This is a genomic window from Bacillus sp. F56 (assembly GCF_001748205.1).
Classification (GTDB): Bacteria; Bacillota; Bacilli; order Bacillales; family Bacillaceae; genus Bacillus; species Bacillus stercoris.
Genome location: NZ_BDFC01000005.1, coordinates 440759 through 456604 on the forward strand (window position 1 = coordinate 440759; position 15846 = coordinate 456604).

17 protein-coding genes are annotated in these 15846 nt (G+C 46.5%); 3 read left to right on the plus strand and 14 right to left on the minus strand.

Annotated elements, in window-relative coordinates; all coding sequences use genetic code 11:
- Positions 1-35: 35 nt before the first annotated feature.
- From argF to BFW96_RS06985, 12 genes are all read right to left on the minus strand, one after another.
- Positions 36-995, minus strand: a complete 960-nt coding sequence (gene argF, locus BFW96_RS06930) for an ornithine carbamoyltransferase (RefSeq protein WP_069839019.1) — start codon at positions 993-995, stop codon at positions 36-38.
- The gene (locus BFW96_RS06935) at positions 983-4075 is read right to left on the minus strand and encodes a carbamoyl-phosphate synthase (glutamine-hydrolyzing) large subunit (RefSeq protein WP_069839020.1); all 3093 of its coding nucleotides are present in this window, start codon (positions 4073-4075) and stop codon (positions 983-985) included. Before BFW96_RS06935 ends, argF begins: the two co-directional genes overlap by 13 nt.
- Positions 4068-5129: a carbamoyl phosphate synthase small subunit gene (locus BFW96_RS06940; protein ID WP_069839021.1), complete on the minus strand. Its 1062-nt coding sequence runs from the start codon at positions 5127-5129 to the stop codon at positions 4068-4070. Before BFW96_RS06940 ends, BFW96_RS06935 begins: the two co-directional genes overlap by 8 nt.
- 71 nt (positions 5130-5200) lie before the next feature.
- A complete protein-coding gene (locus BFW96_RS06945; protein ID WP_069839022.1) occupies positions 5201-6358 on the minus strand; it encodes an acetylornithine transaminase in 1158 nt (385 codons plus the stop codon).
- Positions 6355-7131, minus strand: coding sequence for an acetylglutamate kinase (gene argB, locus BFW96_RS06950; protein WP_069839023.1), 777 nt, complete (start codon positions 7129-7131; stop codon positions 6355-6357). Before argB ends, BFW96_RS06945 begins: the two co-directional genes overlap by 4 nt.
- Positions 7132-7145: 14 nt before the next feature.
- Positions 7146-8366: a bifunctional ornithine acetyltransferase/N-acetylglutamate synthase gene (gene argJ / locus BFW96_RS06955; RefSeq protein ID WP_014663509.1), complete on the minus strand. Its 1221-nt coding sequence runs from the start codon at positions 8364-8366 to the stop codon at positions 7146-7148.
- Positions 8367-8385: 19 nt separating this feature from the next.
- Positions 8386-9423, minus strand: coding sequence for an N-acetyl-gamma-glutamyl-phosphate reductase (gene argC / locus BFW96_RS06960; RefSeq protein WP_069839024.1), 1038 nt, complete (start codon positions 9421-9423; stop codon positions 8386-8388).
- Positions 9424-9627: 204 nt separating this feature from the next.
- Complete coding sequence (locus BFW96_RS06965) at positions 9628-10167, minus strand: MFS transporter (RefSeq protein ID WP_069839025.1); 540 nt, start codon at positions 10165-10167, stop codon at positions 9628-9630.
- Entirely contained in the window at positions 10167-11597 is a 1431-nt protein-coding gene (locus BFW96_RS06970; RefSeq protein ID WP_069839026.1) for an FAD-binding oxidoreductase, read from the minus strand. The genes BFW96_RS06965 and BFW96_RS06970 overlap by 1 nt, the downstream gene beginning before the upstream one ends.
- A gap of 62 nt (positions 11598-11659) precedes the next feature.
- A complete protein-coding gene (locus BFW96_RS06975; RefSeq protein WP_003232996.1) occupies positions 11660-11830 on the minus strand; it encodes a YqaE/Pmp3 family membrane protein in 171 nt (56 codons plus the stop codon).
- Positions 11831-11894: 64 nt separating this feature from the next.
- On the minus strand, positions 11895-12203 hold the full coding sequence (locus BFW96_RS06980; RefSeq protein WP_014663505.1) for a metal-sulfur cluster assembly factor: 309 nt from the start codon (positions 12201-12203) through the stop codon (positions 11895-11897).
- A 63-nt stretch (positions 12204-12266) separates the two neighbouring features.
- Positions 12267-13034, minus strand: a complete 768-nt coding sequence (locus BFW96_RS06985) for a prolyl oligopeptidase family serine peptidase (protein ID WP_069839027.1) — start codon at positions 13032-13034, stop codon at positions 12267-12269.
- A 119-nt stretch (positions 13035-13153) separates the two neighbouring features.
- On the opposite strand from BFW96_RS06985, the gene yitU reads away from it, so the two are divergent.
- The 3 genes from yitU (at position 13154) to BFW96_RS07000 (ending at position 14420) form a co-directional block, all read left to right on the plus strand.
- Complete coding sequence (gene yitU, locus BFW96_RS06990; protein WP_069839028.1) at positions 13154-13966, plus strand: 5-amino-6-(5-phospho-D-ribitylamino)uracil phosphatase YitU; 813 nt, start codon at positions 13154-13156, stop codon at positions 13964-13966.
- 103 nt (positions 13967-14069) lie between these two features.
- Positions 14070-14222, plus strand: a complete 153-nt coding sequence (locus tag BFW96_RS21690; RefSeq protein WP_003239346.1) for a hypothetical protein — start codon at positions 14070-14072, stop codon at positions 14220-14222.
- Entirely contained in the window at positions 14223-14420 is a 198-nt protein-coding gene (locus BFW96_RS07000; RefSeq protein WP_003233010.1) for a DUF3813 domain-containing protein, read from the plus strand.
- A 30-nt stretch (positions 14421-14450) separates the two neighbouring features.
- On the opposite strand, the gene BFW96_RS07005 is transcribed toward BFW96_RS07000, so the two are convergent.
- Both BFW96_RS07005 and BFW96_RS07010 read right to left on the minus strand, forming a co-directional pair.
- On the minus strand, positions 14451-14906 hold the full coding sequence (locus BFW96_RS07005; RefSeq protein WP_069839029.1) for a BsuPI-related putative proteinase inhibitor: 456 nt from the start codon (positions 14904-14906) through the stop codon (positions 14451-14453).
- Positions 14907-14924: 18 nt separating this feature from the next.
- A complete protein-coding gene (locus BFW96_RS07010) occupies positions 14925-15767 on the minus strand; it encodes a YitT family protein (RefSeq protein ID WP_003245017.1) in 843 nt (280 codons plus the stop codon).
- Positions 15768-15846: the final 79 nt, after the last annotated feature.

Consider the following 15846-nt stretch of genomic DNA (forward strand, 5'->3'; position numbering starts at 1 on the left):
ATATGTTGCCATCAAAAAAAACTGCTGAGTTTGACTCAGCAGTTTTTTGATGATTCCCCATTGTATAAAATGGCCTTCAACAGTGCTTTTTGCACATGAAGACGATTTTCCGCCTGCTGGAACACTGCAGAATTCGGCCCGTCAATAATCTCCGCAGTCACTTCTTCCTCGCGATGCGCAGGGAGACAATGTAAAAATGTATAGTCAGGCTTGGCATGGCTGACCAGCGCCGCATTCACCTGATAAGGCGCAAAGACAGCAAGACGTTCTTGCTCTTCCGCTTCCTGTCCCATGCTAGTAAACACATCAGAATAAATCACGTCCGCGTCTTTTACCGCTTCAATCGGATCATCTGTCAGCGTGATGGAAGAGCCGGATTGAAGCGCATATGTTTTTGCCGCTTCAGCTGCTTCATCTAACACTTCATATCCCTTTGGGGAAGCGATTGAGATATCACAGCCCATTTTCGCGCAGCCGATCATCAAGGAGTGCGCCACGTTATTTCCGTCACCGATGTATGCGACTTTTACGCCTTTAAGCTTTCCTTTTATCTCCTTAATCGTCAAGAGATCCGCGAGCGCCTGGCATGGGTGGTATTTATCCGTCAGTCCATTGATTACCGGAATATCAGCTTCTTTGGCAAGCTCCTCCACCTTTTCATGTTCAAAGGTCCGGATCATGATGGCATCCACATAGCCTGACAGCACTTTTGCCGTATCAGCGACAGTCTCACCGCGCCCCAGCTGCAGATCTTTCTGGCTTAGGAAGAGGGCGTTCCCGCCCAGCTGCGCCATGCCGGCTTCAAATGAAACACGGGTCCGCGTTGATGATTTTTCAAAAATCATTGCCAAGGTTTTGCCATGGAAAATAGGCTGGATTTTGTTTTGCTTCAGCTCACCGGCTTCTGCAAGCAAGGCGTTTATATCCTGTTCACTAAGATCTTTTAACGTTAATAAATCTTTTCCGTATAAACTGGTTTGCGTCACTGTGTGCATGATGCCACTTCCTTTTTATAGAGATCTTTGAGAGATACAGGCTGCGGATGGCCTGAACCGCTTTGTAAAAACGCCCGCACGGTTTCTTCTTCTGTAAAGACGGTGATGCCGTGCGTCATGGCTTCCAGACGTTCTTTGCGCGCTTCTTCAGAACCGCTCAGATTGATGTGGAGCGATTTTCCTTTCTGTTCCATCCAAGAGGCAAATGTTCCTTCATGAACGGTGAAACCGGCGTTTTCCGCTAATTCCTTTACATCTTCCGGACCGTTTTGCAAGTATATGCTTCCTTTTTGATTCCAGACACGTGTATAGATTTTTTTCAAGGCGCTGTCGGCATCATATGCGACACACATGCCTTCTCCCGTTGATTTCATTTCCGGTCCAAGCTTCACATCCACATCCTGTATCGCATGAGAAGAAAAAACAGGGAACTTCACGGCAACTCCATGTTGATTTTGAACGGCCGGGTTTAGATCTTTTAAGGACGCACCCGCCAGCAAACGTGTGGCAAGCGGAATCATCGGCACGCCCATTACTTTGCTGACGACCGGAACCGTGCGGCTCGCTCTCGGATTCACTTCAAGCACGAGTATGTTTCCATTGTCGATCACAAATTGGATGTTCATGATGCCTTTAAATGAAAGTTTTCGGGCAATTTTTTGTGCGGCCTCTTTCATGCCCTGCTGCAGCCCGCTTGTGATTGATGGTCCCGGAAGGATGGCAAAGCTGTCTCCCGAATGGACACCCGCCCGTTCAATATGCTCAGTATATGTCGGGATAAAGACATCCTCGCCGTCGGAAATCAAATCAATTTCGACTTCTTTTCCAGACACATACTGGTCAATTAAAATGGGGTATGGCATGCTGTCCTCATCATTCAGCAGCTGAGAAAGCTGATCTTGCGAGTCAACAATGATCATGCCCATTCCGCCGATAACGTAAGATGGACGAATTAACACCGGGTAGCCAATCTCACTGGCTTTTGAAGCGGCTTCTTCTTTTGTATAGGCAATTTCTCCTTTTGCGTGCTTCAATCCTAGTTCATCAAGAAGCTGATAGAACTGATCACGATCCTCTAACACATCGAGTGTTTCAAACGAAGTGCCGAGAAGGGTAATGCCGGCTTTTTCAAGTGCTTCAGCAGCATTGATTGCAGTTTGGCCGCCGAATTGCACGATTGCAAAATCAATATTTTCCTGCTCCGCCACGTTTACAATATGCTCCGTTGTCATCGGTTCAAAATACAGGCGATCCGCAATTTCATAATCTGTGCTGACCGTTTCCGGGTTATTGTTAATCATGATGGTTTCGAACCCAAGCTCTTGCAGTGTCAGCACGCCGTGAACCGCACTGTAATCAAATTCAACGCCTTGGCCGATCCGAATCGGGCCCGATCCGATAATCAGCGCGCGTTTTTTCTCTTTGCGGCTGATATCTCCATCGGTCTCTCCGAAATATGTGGAGTAAAAATAGTTTGTTTTCGCATCAAACTCAGCCGCGCATGTATCGACAATTTTGAAGGAAGGTGTAATGCCCATCTCCTTGCGAAGCGCGCGCACCTCTTTTTCTGTTTTGCCGATCAATGAGGCAATCGTTGCGTCTGAGAACCCCTTTTCCTTTGCTTTTTTCAATAAGTCAAAAGAGAGATCGCAGCCCTCTTCCATCAGGCGGTTTTCCAATTTGATGATGTTGTTAAAGGTATGCAGGAAAAACGGATCAATTTTTGTTTTCGCATGAATGTCATCAATCGAGACGCTGCGGCTCAACAGCTCCATGACAACGAAAAATCTGCGGTCATCCGGAGTGACTGCCAACTCCCATAGCGCATCAATTGACAAGCCGCTGAGCTCTGGAAGGTGTGTGCCGATATTTTTTAATTCAAGGGACGCGGCTGCCTTCTGTATTGCCGCTTCTAAATTCCGTTCAATCGCCATTACTTCACCGGTGGCTTTCATTTTTGTGCCAAGCTTGCGGTCTGCATTTTTGAATTTATCAAACGGCCAGCGCGGAAATTTGACGATCACATAGTCCAGTGCCGGTTCAAAGCTTGCGTAAGTTGAACCTGTGAGCGGATTTTTCAGCTCGTCAAGTGTGTATCCGACTGCCAGTTTAGCAGCCATCTTTGCAATCGGATAACCGGTCGCTTTAGATGCGAGAGCCGATGACCGGCTGACACGCGGATTCACTTCGATGACGTAATATTGCTTGCTGAATGGATCAAGCGCGAATTGGATGTTGCAGCCGCCCACGACATCAAGTGCTGAAATGATGGTCAGACTAGCCGTCCGCAGCATTTGGTAGTCTTCATCTGTCAATGTTTGTGAAGGCGCCACAACGATAGAGTCACCTGTATGCACGCCGACCGGATCGATATTTTCCATGTTGCAGACGGTAATGCATGTGTTATTGCCGTCACGCATGACTTCATATTCAATTTCTTTAAAGCCCGCAATGCTTTTTTCGACAAGGCATTGATTGATCGGGCTTGCTAATAGCGCCTGTTTAATCATAGCTGTAAAGGCTTCTTTATCAGGGGCGATTCCTCCGCCCTTTCCGCCTAATGTGTAAGCAGGTCTGATAATAACGGGAAAACCGATAGATTCCGCAAAATGGAGGGCATCGGCCTCGTTATCAACAATTTCACTCTCCGGCACGGGCTGTTTCAATTCATTCATTAACGAACGGAATTTTTCCCGGTCTTCTCCTTTTTGTATCGTTTCAACGGATGTGCCGAGAAGCTTGACGCCGTGCTCCTTTAAAACACCCGTTTCTTCAAGCTCCACCGCTAAATTCAATGCGGTCTGACCGCCTAAATTGGCAAGAAGCCCATCAGGCTGTTCTTTCTTAATGATGGCTGTCAGGCTTTCTGCTGTCAGAGGCTCAAAATAAATCTCATCAGCGAAGGCTTCATCGGTCATAATTGTCGCCGGATTGCTGTTGACGAGAATTACCCGGTAGCCCTCCTCCTTCAGCGCGATGCACCCTTGAGTGCCTGAATAATCAAATTCTGCCGCCTGCCCGATGATGATCGGGCCTGATCCGATTACTAATATGCTTGAAATACTGGTGTCTTTAGGCATGCGCGATTTCTCTCCTTGCTGGTATCACATTCTTTAGATAATCATCAAAAATCCATTCGCTTTCCGCCGGTCCGGGATGGGCTTCCGGATGGAATTGAACACTCATGACTGGCAGTTTTTTATGAGCAAGCCCTTCAACTGACGTATCATTGACATGATGAAATCTGATCGTGAGCTCTTTTTCATTAATCGACTGTTCGTCAACCACATAGCTGTGGTTTTGGCTTGTCATAAAGACCCGTTTCGTTTCACGGTCGATGACCGGATGATTTGCTCCCCTGTGGCCGAATGGCAGCTTGAATGTATTCCCTCCGAATGCGAGTGCGATCAGCTGATGTCCGAGACAAATGCCAAGAGTCGGAAAGCGGCTGATGATGCTTTTGATTTTTCCTAGATATGGATGAATGGCTTTCGGATCTCCAGGACCGTTCGACAGCACAATGCCGTCCGGCTTTATATCGTATACAGCTTCCATTTGCTTGTATGGCACCACGGTGACCTTGCAGCCCCGTTTGACAAGTGATGATGCGATTGACTTTTTATAGCCAAAATCAATGAGAGCGATATGTTTATTCCCGTCGCCAAATGTGCTGATTTCCTGTGCGGAAGCCTGCTCTGCCACATTCTCTGGTTGGAGGGCAATCTCAGCTCCTTCTTTAGAGGCTGTGACTGTCGCACCCATCGTTCCATTTGCCCGGATTTTTTTCACGACAGCCCTTGTATCAACATGGGTCAACAGCGGAATGTTCCATTTCTGTAGATACTCCTTGAGGCTGTATACCGCTTCATGATGAGAAAAATGATCACACGCCTCATAGACAACCACGGCTTTTACTTGCGGTTTCTTGCTTTCAAAATCCTTTTCATTAATGCCGTAGTTGCCTATCAGCGGATAGGTAAATACGATAATCTGCCCTTTATATGATGGATCTGTCAGCACTTCCTGGTAGCCTGTCATTCCTGTGAAAAAAACAGCTTCTCCCGTGCAGTTTTCATGACCGTCCAGCTCGCCGCTAAACGATGTCCCATCTTCTAACACTAAATAACCTTCCATCTAACAGCCCACCTCTTGATGAATAATTAATTATAAAAATGAATTTTTATACCTTTATATCGAAAAAAAAATCACTGGTTTACAGCGGTATGCTGAGCAATTGCCTGTTTCAGCCTTCTTACAGCTTCTGCCATTTCATCCTTAGTCACGGTGAGCGGCGGCAGCAGACGAATCACTTTCGGGCCGGCCGGCAATACAAGCAAGCCTAATGTTTGCAATTCTGCAATAATGCCAGCAACCGGGCCATCACACTCAATTCCAAGCATTAATCCTTTACCGCGGATTTGTTTAACAAAAGGGCTTTTTAGCTCCGCCTCAAGCTGTTCTTTTAAAAACGCTCCTTTGTCAGCAGCCTCTTGCAAAAAGTCAGGCTCGAATACAATTTGCAATGTGGCATTCACAGCAGCCATCGCCAGCATATTTCCTCCGAAAGTCGTTCCGTGAGAACCAGGGGTAAACGCTTCTCCAAGCTGTTTCTTTCCGATGACAGCGCCGACTGGAAAGCCATTTCCCAATCCTTTGGCGGCTGTGATGATATCCGGTGAGAGTCCAAAGTGCTCATATGCGAAGCCTTTTCCCGTCCGTCCGATGCCGGTTTGAATCTCATCAACAATCAGAAGAGCCTCTTTTTCCTTGCAAAATGACTGAACGGCTGTTAAAAATTCAGCGCTCGCCGGATTGACTCCGCCTTCTCCCTGCACTGTTTCAAGCATCACCGCGGCAATATCGTCTTCCGCCCCAAGAGCTTCAAAAACAGAAGGATCGTTGTATGGCAGGTAGTGAAAGCCTTCAAGCATCGGGCCGAAGCCTGTTTTGATTTTATCCTGTCCGGTCGCCGCCATCCCTGCATACGTGCGGCCATGAAAAGACTGAAGAAAAGTGATGATTTTTGTTTTTCCAGTTGCTTTTCGGGCGAGCTTTATCGCACCTTCATTCGCCTCCGCACCGCTGTTGCAGAAAAAGACGAGATCACCCGCACTGTGTTCCGCCAGCTTCTGTGCCGCTTGCTCTTGGAGACTGTTCTGAAATAGGTTGGATACGTGCCATACGCTATCGAGCTGTTTTTTGACTGCCTCTGTCACCGCCTCATGGCAGTGGCCTAGATTTGATACCGCAATCCCCTGAATGAAATCGAGGTACGTTTTTCCGTTCTGATCCTCAACATGCGTTCCCTTTGCTTTTTTAATGTCAATATCCCAGCGGCCGTAGGTTTGAAACAAGCTGCTCATGAAACAGCCTCCTTTGCTTTGACGATTTTTGTCCCTTGAAAGGTTTGTTCTGCGAAGAATGATCCTTTTCCGTTTACGATCATGACTTCAGACACCTGATCTGATAAAGCTGACAAGGCTGAATTGACCTTCGGGATCATCCCTCCTGTGATCACTTCCTGCTCGATTAGCGTCTGAATCTCTTCAGGGGTCAGGACGTCCAGACGCTGCTTTTCCTTCATGATTCCATCAACATCTGTGACGAACATCAGTTTATTGGCTTCAAGTGCTCCGGCAACTGCTGAGGCAGCCAGATCGGCATTTACATTCAACGTTTTGCAGTCGCTTGTCATAGACAGCGGCGCAATAACGGGGATGATGTCCTTTTCCATCAGCGCGTTCACCATGGATGCATCGACTTTTTTGATTTCTCCGACTTCTCCGTATGCTTCCGAATCGAGATAATCAGCCTCCAAAAGACCGCCGTCCTTACCAGAAATGCCTGCGGCTCGCAGTCCGTGTTTGGCAAGCTCAGCAACGAAAAATTTATTGACAGAACCGGATAAAACCATTTCCGCCACTTCCAGCACCGGCTTCGTTGTTTTCCGCTGTCCGCCCGAAAACTCTGTTTTGATATTTAACCGCTTCAGCATATTTGTGATTTCCGGGCCGCCGCCATGTACGATCGCCAGTTTCCAGCCTGACGCCGTCAGCTCTTTCAGATTTTGAAAAAATTCCTCCGACAGCTCGCGGATGACACTTCCCCCGCATTTAAAGACAATTGTTTTCTTCATAATGCTCCCCTTTATTACGTGCGATAGCTCGCGTTAATTTTGATATAGTCATAGGTCAGGTCACAGCCCCACGCTCTTCCGTTCCCGTCTCCTTCATCCATCTTGATGACAATGGTGATTTCATCTCCTTCAAGGTATTCCTTGGCGAGAGATTCAGAGAATGGCTGAGGCTCGTTATTCTTAAACAGGCATTGGCCCCCAAGATAAACCTCTACTTCTTCTGCCGTCACTTGAGCTGCGGAGTGTCCGATGGCTCCGATGATCCGCCCCCAGTTGGCATCTGTTCCGTATACTGCCGTTTTCACGAGATTTGAGCCGACAATCTTTTTGGCAATGACGTTTGCATCAAGATTGTTTTTCGCTCCCTGTACTTGGGCTTCAATTAGTTTTGTCGCGCCTTCTCCGTCTCTGGCAATCTCTTTAGCCAGATCCTCACAAGTGAGCAAGAGCGCTTTTTTAAAGACTGGCCAGTCTGGATGGTCTTCTGTCAGGCACTCGTTTTCGGCGCAGCCATTCGCCATAACCAATACCATGTCGTTCGTGGATGTTTCTCCGTCAACTGTGATTTGGTTAAATGAAACGTCAGTGATTTCCCGAAGCGCCTTTTGCAACGCTTTTTCTTCGATTGCCGCGTCAGTTGTCACAAATCCCAGCATCGTGGCCATGTTCGGATGTATCATCCCTGAGCCTTTAGCCGCTCCGCCGATCGTGACTGTTTTGCCGCCGATTGCCAGCTCATAGCACGTCTGCTTAATCACCGTATCGGTTGTTAAAATCGCTTCTTCAAAATCTCCTGATCCCGCAGGTGTTTCTTTCAGCAGCCCGATCCCCGCCTGAATTTTTTCCATGTCTAAATGTTCGCCGATGACGCCCGTTGAAGAAACAGCGACAAGCTCCGGCTCAATGCCAAGCTGTGAAGCAAAGGTCTCCCGCATTGTGTATGCGTCCTTTAGTCCCTGTTCTCCCGTGCAGGCGTTGGCAATGGCGCTGTTGACGATGACGGCTTTCAAGGCTGGCCCGTGCTTTAAGCTGTCTTGTGTTACTTTGATCGGCGCAGCCTGGAAGTGGCTTTGGGTATAAACCGCTGCACTTACGGCCGGTGTCTCGCTGATAATGACGCCGAGGTCTTTTTTCGAGTAGCGCAGCCCGCAATGCACACCCTTCGCCTGAAATCCTTTTGGCGAGGACACATCACCTGTTACTTTTACAATTTGATCTTCACTTAACTGAATCATGGTTCGATTCTCTCCCGTTCTATGGATAAATTGGCGTGATGGCGAGACCGGTCTCTTCATTCCAGCCATTCATCAAATTAAAGTTTTGCACTGCCTGACCGGCGGCGCCCTTCATTAAATTATCGATGACCGAAACGATCGTGACTCTGTTCGTTCTCTCGTCGTGGGTCACGGCGATATCACAGAAATTGCTGCCGTACACTTCCTTCGTTTGCGGATAATAGCCTTTTGGCCTTACTCTCACAAAATATGAATCTTGGTAAAATTCCGAATATAGGTTATGCAGGTCATCTGCCGATAAATCACAGGTTAACTGCGTATACATCGTCGCCATGATGCCCCTTGTCATCGGAACCAAGTGAGCCGAAAATGTAATAGGCCCGAGACCCGGCTGCCATTCATTCAGCGCCTGCTCAATTTCCGGCGTGTGCTGATGTTCATTGACTTTATAAATTTTAAAATTGTCGTTCAGCTCAGAAAAATGAGTTCCCATGGATGCTTTTCTTCCCGCTCCGGAAACCCCGGTCTTCGCGTCAACGATAACGAAAGATTCATCGAGCAGTTTCTTTTGAGCCAAAGGCGCGAGGCCAAGCAAAACAGCTGTGGGAAAACAGCCTGGATTGGCAATGAGTTTCGCCTGTTGAATTTGCTTTTGATTCAGTTCTGCGAGACCGTATACCGCCTCTTGAATCACCGCCTTCGGTGCCGCTGCCCGTTTATACCATTTTTCATATTCAGCGGGCTCTTGTATCCTCAGATCACCTGACAGGTCAATAACCGGAATTCCCGCATCTGCCAGCTTCGGAGTCAATTCACTTGATACTCCGGGGGGCGCAGCAAGAAACATGATATCTATTTCGTGTTTGATCGTATTCATATCAATTGGCTTCAGCCTCTGATCCGCTAAGCCGATAAGATGAGGATAAACCTCGCTATAGACATTTCCTTCTCCGCTGGATGAATAAAGTATGCATTCCTCTGCATGAGGATGATGCGAAAGAATCCTGACAAGTTCGGTGCCTCCATACCCTGTAGCACCTACAATTCCTATTTTCAAAACAAGTTCACCCTCTTGGTCTTTGTGAAATTATTTAACATTATAACATGAATAAAAATTAATTCAATCGTATATTTAATATTTTTATTCATTTATAAATTTTCTGTTCAATGGAAATTCTGCTCAAAAAAATCAACACATCCACACCAAAAAATGTTGATATGACGCCTCTTTTCAGCCGCATAAAAAAACAGGCTGACCGCGTCAGCCTGTTTTCATCATCATCAATCCACTCAAAAAATATAGAATAGAGCTTGCATAAAAAATCATGTGCACTGTGAAAAAGTCAGCGAGAAAGCCCCCGAGCATAATGGCTGCTGCTGAAAAGACAGCTGTCCAAAAATGGTAATTCCCAATCTTCTTTCCACGCTCTCCGCTGTCTGTAAAATCAGCGATCAGCACTTTTTCTCCATGCTTTTGCATCGCTCCAAAGAGCCCTAACAGCACTTGGACGATATACACGTGAACGACGCTTCCGATATGCGGGACATATAAAAGCAGAACAGCCATCCCCCAAGAGTTCGCAAGCAGAAAATAACGGCTGTCAAACCTTTCAGACAGCCGTCCGAGGAGCGGATAAATGAGCGCGCCGCTCAGCCCGAACAATCCGTAGGAAAAACCGAACTGCGTGTAGCTTGAGCCGATATTTTTCACAAACAGTATATAAAACGGAAAGATTAAGCTGCTTGCGAAAAACACGCTGCTTTGTGATAATGTCAGCCATTTTAATTTGTTTTTCCCCATTATTTATACCTCTGATAAAAGTAATTCATAAAGCGTTCATCCGGGTCATAGGTTCGTTTTTTCTGAAAAAACGCTTCGCTTTTCGGATATGCCTGTCTCATTTGCGCCTTTGTCTGGTAGGTCATATAAGGCAGATAATAGCTGCCGCCGTGCTTGATAGCAACGTCTGTCATGCGCCTGATGATTCGTGCAGTATCTGCCTGGTCTTCTTTTGAAAAGCCCTCATTTATTAATAACACGAGCGAAAACATATCATCCTTCGCATAGGAAAGGTCGGCCTTTTCATTTTTCTGCACGTAGCGGATCGTAATGTTCAGCAGGTTGAGATCTTCGCCCGACAGCGTTTGTCTCAGGTCGTCAATATAAGCCGCATACTCCTTCACGGGCACAAAGTATTCTTGCAGAACATCTGTGTTGTCATTGTTTTCATACTCAAGAAATTTTGATTCGGACCGCATGACATTATTGCGTGAGATCTCTGTGCCGTTTTGGCTTAGGAAATAGGATTGCTGCGTGCCCCACAGCCAATTCCTGCCCCATTCATACCGCCTTGACAAACCGAGTGCAAACTTTGTTGCTCCCGTATATTCATCTTCTTTGAGATCGCTGTATGAAGTCAGCTGATCCTGTTGATCAGCCAATACGTAATTCGTGACATACATGTCTTTCATAAATCCTTTTTTCGCTGTTGATATTCGCGCCAGATGCATTCGGACTTCTGGATTTCCTTTTACGCGCTTTGTAAAATAATCTGCGTATGCGCTGTAATTCATTTTTTCAGTCTGCATGACATACAGTTCATCATCCGTCAGTTCAAGCGTTACATCAAGAATCACACCAAAAAGACCGTACCCTCCGATGACTGCCGTGAACAACTCGTCTTTTGGAGTGACGGTGATAATTGTCCCATCAGCTTTTAAAAGCCGAAATGATTTGACTGTATCAATCAGCGAGCCGTAGCGGATATCACGTCCATGGGCATTAGCGCTGAGAGAGCCGCCAATTGTAAAGATGTTTTGTGACTGCATGACTTTTACCGCGAGTCCGTATGGATTCACGTATTTCTGGATGTCATTCCACGTTGCACCGCTTTGCACTCTGATGGTTTTCTTCTCTTTGTCGAATGACAGGATTTTGTTGTAGCCTGTCATGTCGAGAACGATGCCGTCCTCATAATATGTATGGCCGCCCATGGAGTGCTGAGCACCGGCGATTGAAATTTTTATGTTTTTTCGATTTGCCTCTTTGACTGTGTCAAGGAGCGTTTCCTCTTCCTGCCCTTTCACTGTCTGCTTTATTTTCACAGGCATCAGGCGGCTGACATCCGTCATCTCGCTTGTGTCTGTTTTTTGCTCTGAGTGCACAGAGTACGCAAACAGGGCCGCATACGCGCCAGTACAAAGCGCGAATGCAAGCAATTTCTTTTTCATAGTGCTCTCCCTGCTGTTTTTTTACAACCATTATACCATGTCTGCGCCCTCATTTTTCCATATTATCTTCTAGCCCGTTTTTCGGCACGGCGGTCGGCAACGATAAAGCAGGCGTGAATCGCGCCCGGCAGCCAAAAGATACAGGTCAATATGAGATTCAGCAAGGCCTGAAACGGTTTTCCCGAAAACAAAACAGCAAGCGGCGGACACAAAACAGCAAGCAGGTACATCATTTCCTTTCACTCCTTTCAGCTGTAAAAAAGGACAGCCTCACATGTCAGGCTGTCCTTTTTTGTTTTATTGAATGCCAAGCGCAATTTTTGCGTATCTGGACATCTTATCCCTTGTCCAAGGCGGATTCCATACAATGTGAACCTCTGTCTCTTTCACTTCAGGAAGGTCCGCTAATGCTTTTTTCACTTCATCCACGATAATCGGCGCTAATGGGCACCCCATCGATGTCAGCGTCATCGTCACGTGCGTTAAGCCGTCCTCATCCATATCAACGTCATATACCAAGCCAAGATTCACGATATCAACGCCAAGCTCAGGATCGACAACCTGTTCCAAGGCGCCCATGATGTTTTCTTTTAATGCTTCTTCCACGTTCCCTCACTCCTTTTTTCTACAGTATAACGTAAATTAAGCCCTTGTTCATAACGCAGTGCTTTATAAATACGTTTCAAACCATTCAATCGTTTTTAACACTGCTGTCCGCGGGACTTTATGGTCGGCGTTTTCATCTCCGATAAATTGCAGGCGTTCCGGCTGCTCGCTGTAATGGGATTTAATCGTTTCATAAAATGACCGGGTCGGCGCGTAAGGCACGACTTTATCTTTTTCACCGTGCCAAAATAAAAGCGGCCGCTGGCGCAGTTTCTCCGGCTGAAGGCTGAGATCCCGCAATTCGAGACGTTTCATCAGCTCCTGTACCTTCTCTTCCGGCACGTCGATATCAATTCCCTGAGATTGAATATGATCAATCTGCCGCTGAAACAGCTCCACGTAATTCGGGCTTCCCATCAGGCTGACGCCGGCTTTTATCCAATCATATGCAGTCAAAGCGCCAAGCGTTGTGATGCCGCCCATTGACGTGCCTGCGAGTCCGATGCGGCCGCCGTCTACAAGGCCCTCGTTTTCAAAATGGTTTTTAAGCACGCCGATCTCTTCAATCTCGTTGAGGACGATGTCCCAAAAATGGCCAGCCAGCTCTTCAACAGCCATTTCTTCTCCCCGTTCACCATGGTGCAGAGCCTCCGGCAGAACGGCTCTGAAGCCCTTCTCCGCAAGCAAATAAGCAATATGAAGGTTGTGTTCCTTCGCGCTTGTAAAACCATGGATAAAGAATACGAGAGGAACAGCGCGGTGCCTGTTCTCTTCCTTTACAATATGTAAAAAAGGAATACCGGAAACGGTTTGATTCTCAATTTGTATCACAATGTGCCCTCCTTAGGATAACCATAATCATAAGTGTAACATGTAGACAATAAAGATGGTAAAAAGCTACACTGTAAGTAAGGGAAAACAAGCAAAATCTAAGGTTAAAGGAGCTTTTCATGGAGACAAAACCCTATTTAATCGCATTAGATTTAGATGGAACGTTATTAAAGGATGATAAAACCATATCAGAAAACACTCTTCGGACGATACAGCGCCTAAAAGATAGCGGGCATTATGTCTGCATCTCAACAGGGCGTCCGTACCGTTCAAGTTCTATGTACTATCAGCAGATGGAATTGACAACGCCGATTGTCAATTTTAATGGAGCATTTGTCCATCATCCGCTGGACGACAGCTGGGGACGGTATCATACGTCACTCCCGCTTGATGTTGTCAAACAGCTCGTGGATATCAGCGAGAGCTACAACGTACATAACGTGCTTGCTGAAGTCATTGATGACGTATACTTCCATTACCATGATGAGCACCTGATTGATGTCTTTAACATGAACACAACAAATGTAACGGTCGGAGACTTGCGGGAAAATCTCGGTGAAGATGTGACGTCCGTACTTATCCATGCAAAAGAAGAAGATGTGCCGGCAATACGCTCTTATTTATCGGATGTTCATGCCGAGGTGATCGACCATAGAAGATGGGCCGCTCCGTGGCATGTCATTGAAATTATCAAAAGCGGCATGAATAAAGCGGTCGGCCTGCAGAAAATCAGCGATTTTTACGGCGTGCCGAGAGAGCGGATCATCGCTTTCGGAGATGAGGATAACGATTTGGAAATGCTTGAATTTGCCGGCTGCGGCGTCGCAATGGGAAATGGAATTGACGCGGTCAAGCAGATTGCCAACCGAACAACGGCTGCAAATGAAGAGGACGGCGTGGCAAGATTTTTGAAAGAATATTTCTCACTTTAAAGACGGTCCGTATTAATTTTTCCCACTCATAAACCTTACTTTACCCCACCATACTATTGAAGACGACTCATCTCGTCAAAGTATGGAAGGGGGCAGTCTCAAAATGGGTAAACGAAGCAAATCCAGAAGGTTTATTCAGCAGGGTAAAGACTCCATCGGGCTACACGCCGCAAGATTTCCATATCGGTCTACTTTAGAAGAAGCTCACCAGCATGCCGCGGCACGAGACTCGGCCGAAAGACAGGTTGAATATTAAATGAGAAACGAACTGTTTCAGCAGGCAAAATCATTTGTTCAACAGGCGGTCATGGTGACAAACGGCTTTGAGGAGGGCGATCAGGAGCAAGCGATTCTGAGAGCCAAAAATGCTGTATCTTCTGCGTATGCCAATTCGACAGATGCGGAACGTCGCCAGCTGCATCAATTTCAAAATCAGCTGGACAAACTGCAATAAAAAAAGGCTATGGCGATTCGCCATAGCCTCTTATTTGACTTCAAACTGCTGAACAGCCTGAACCTGCTTGAGATTTTCCGCTCTGCCCTTAAATGTCACCTTTACCTCATAGGTTCCGGGCTCAGGGACTCCCTTCCACACATCAGAGAAATCATATGTTTCTCCGGGTTCAAGTGTCAGGTTTTGAAAAGCCTGCGTAAACATTTTGTCTTTCGAATAACGGTATCTTTCTTTGTGCCCAGAATCATACACGACAAGTTCAAATTTTTGCCCTGTGCTGAATTGAAACTCGACAGCACGTTCGCTTTGGTTCTTCAGCGACATGTTAAACTTGATTTGTTCAGGCTCCTGAATTGCGTCAACAGATAAAACAACCTCTTGATTCTCCATTCCGCCTGATACCTCCTTATCGGGTTCTGTCTGCTCATCTTTCCCGCAGCCTATCAAAAGCAGCACGGGGAGGAGCATCACAAGCAGCCGTTTCACGACTTCCACCTGCTTTCGTCAGTCTTTTCTAAAGAAGCCAAAAATCCCTGTCGTCTGTACAATGTTTGTAAATGCTTTCGGATCAACTTCTTTGACGATTTTCTCTAAATCGTACAGTTCGTACCTCGTAATGACGATAATCATCATTTCCTTCTGTTCGTTCGTAAAAGCTCCTTTTGCCGGAACAGTTGTGATGCCGCGCACCATTTTTCCATAAATGGCTTCCTTGATTTCGTCCGCTTTTTTCGTCACGATCATGGCCGTGAGTTTCATGTGGCGGGTGTGAATGGCGTCGATCACCCTCGTTGTCACATATAGTGTAACCAGGGTATATAATGCTTTCTCCCAACCTTGCAATAATCCTGCCGTCAAGATGATAATCCCGTTTAGAATGAAGAAATACGTGCCGACGGGTTTATCCTTCCACTTTGCAAGGACCATGGCGACGATATCAAGCCCGCCTGTCGAAGCCCCGTATTTTAATGTTAAGCCGATACCGACCGCTGAAATGACGCCGCCGAACACCGCGTTCAGCAAAATATCATGTGATAAGCTTGTTTCCGGCAGGATCCCCATAAACAGAGTAGTGAGTGCGACACTTAAAATGCTGTACACCGTAAACGATTTGCCGACCTTCAGCCATCCTAAAATACCGACCGGAATGTTTAAGAGGAACAAGAGCGTTCCCGTCGATATGTAAAAGGGGGCATATTGATCAACGACGCTTGATAAAAGCTGGGCGACACCTGTAAATCCGCTGGCATATACATCTGCCGGAATCAAAAATAAGTTCAGCCCGGCTGCATTGAGTAAAGCGCCGATGATGACGATGAGTAATTTTTTTGTTTGATCTAGTACCATGGCATGTTCCTCCGCTCTTTCTTCTTTATTATGTTTTCCCTTAAAACAAATATTTGAACACGATTTTGGCAAATTAATA

Excerpts from the sequence above, each read along its gene's own strand:
- BFW96_RS07010 (WP_003245017.1), bottom strand. The coding sequence starts at position 15,767 with ATGGTACTAGATCAAACAAAAAAATTACTCATCGTCATCATCGGCGCT.
- BFW96_RS06975 (WP_003232996.1), bottom strand. The coding sequence starts at position 11,830 with ATGATGTACCTGCTTGCTGTTTTGTGTCCGCCGCTTGCTGTTTTGTTT.
- BFW96_RS06970 (WP_069839026.1), bottom strand. The coding sequence starts at position 11,597 with ATGAAAAAGAAATTGCTTGCATTCGCGCTTTGTACTGGCGCGTATGCG.
- yitU (WP_069839028.1), top strand. The coding sequence starts at position 13,154 with ATGGAGACAAAACCCTATTTAATCGCATTAGATTTAGATGGAACGTTA.
- BFW96_RS06940 (WP_069839021.1), bottom strand. The coding sequence starts at position 5,129 with ATGGAAGGTTATTTAGTGTTAGAAGATGGGACATCGTTTAGCGGCGAG.
- BFW96_RS06965 (WP_069839025.1), bottom strand. The coding sequence starts at position 10,167 with ATGGGGAAAAACAAATTAAAATGGCTGACATTATCACAAAGCAGCGTG.
- argB (WP_069839023.1), bottom strand. The coding sequence starts at position 7,131 with ATGAAGAAAACAATTGTCTTTAAATGCGGGGGAAGTGTCATCCGCGAG.
- argF (WP_069839019.1), bottom strand. The coding sequence starts at position 995 with ATGCACACAGTGACGCAAACCAGTTTATACGGAAAAGATTTATTAACG.
- BFW96_RS06945 (WP_069839022.1), bottom strand. The coding sequence starts at position 6,358 with ATGAGCAGCTTGTTTCAAACCTACGGCCGCTGGGATATTGACATTAAA.
- BFW96_RS07000 (WP_003233010.1), top strand. The coding sequence starts at position 14,223 with ATGAGAAACGAACTGTTTCAGCAGGCAAAATCATTTGTTCAACAGGCG.
- BFW96_RS06935 (WP_069839020.1), bottom strand. The coding sequence starts at position 4,075 with ATGCCTAAAGACACCAGTATTTCAAGCATATTAGTAATCGGATCAGGC.
- argJ (WP_014663509.1), bottom strand. The coding sequence starts at position 8,366 with ATGATTCAGTTAAGTGAAGATCAAATTGTAAAAGTAACAGGTGATGTG.
- BFW96_RS21690 (WP_003239346.1), top strand. The coding sequence starts at position 14,070 with ATGGGTAAACGAAGCAAATCCAGAAGGTTTATTCAGCAGGGTAAAGAC.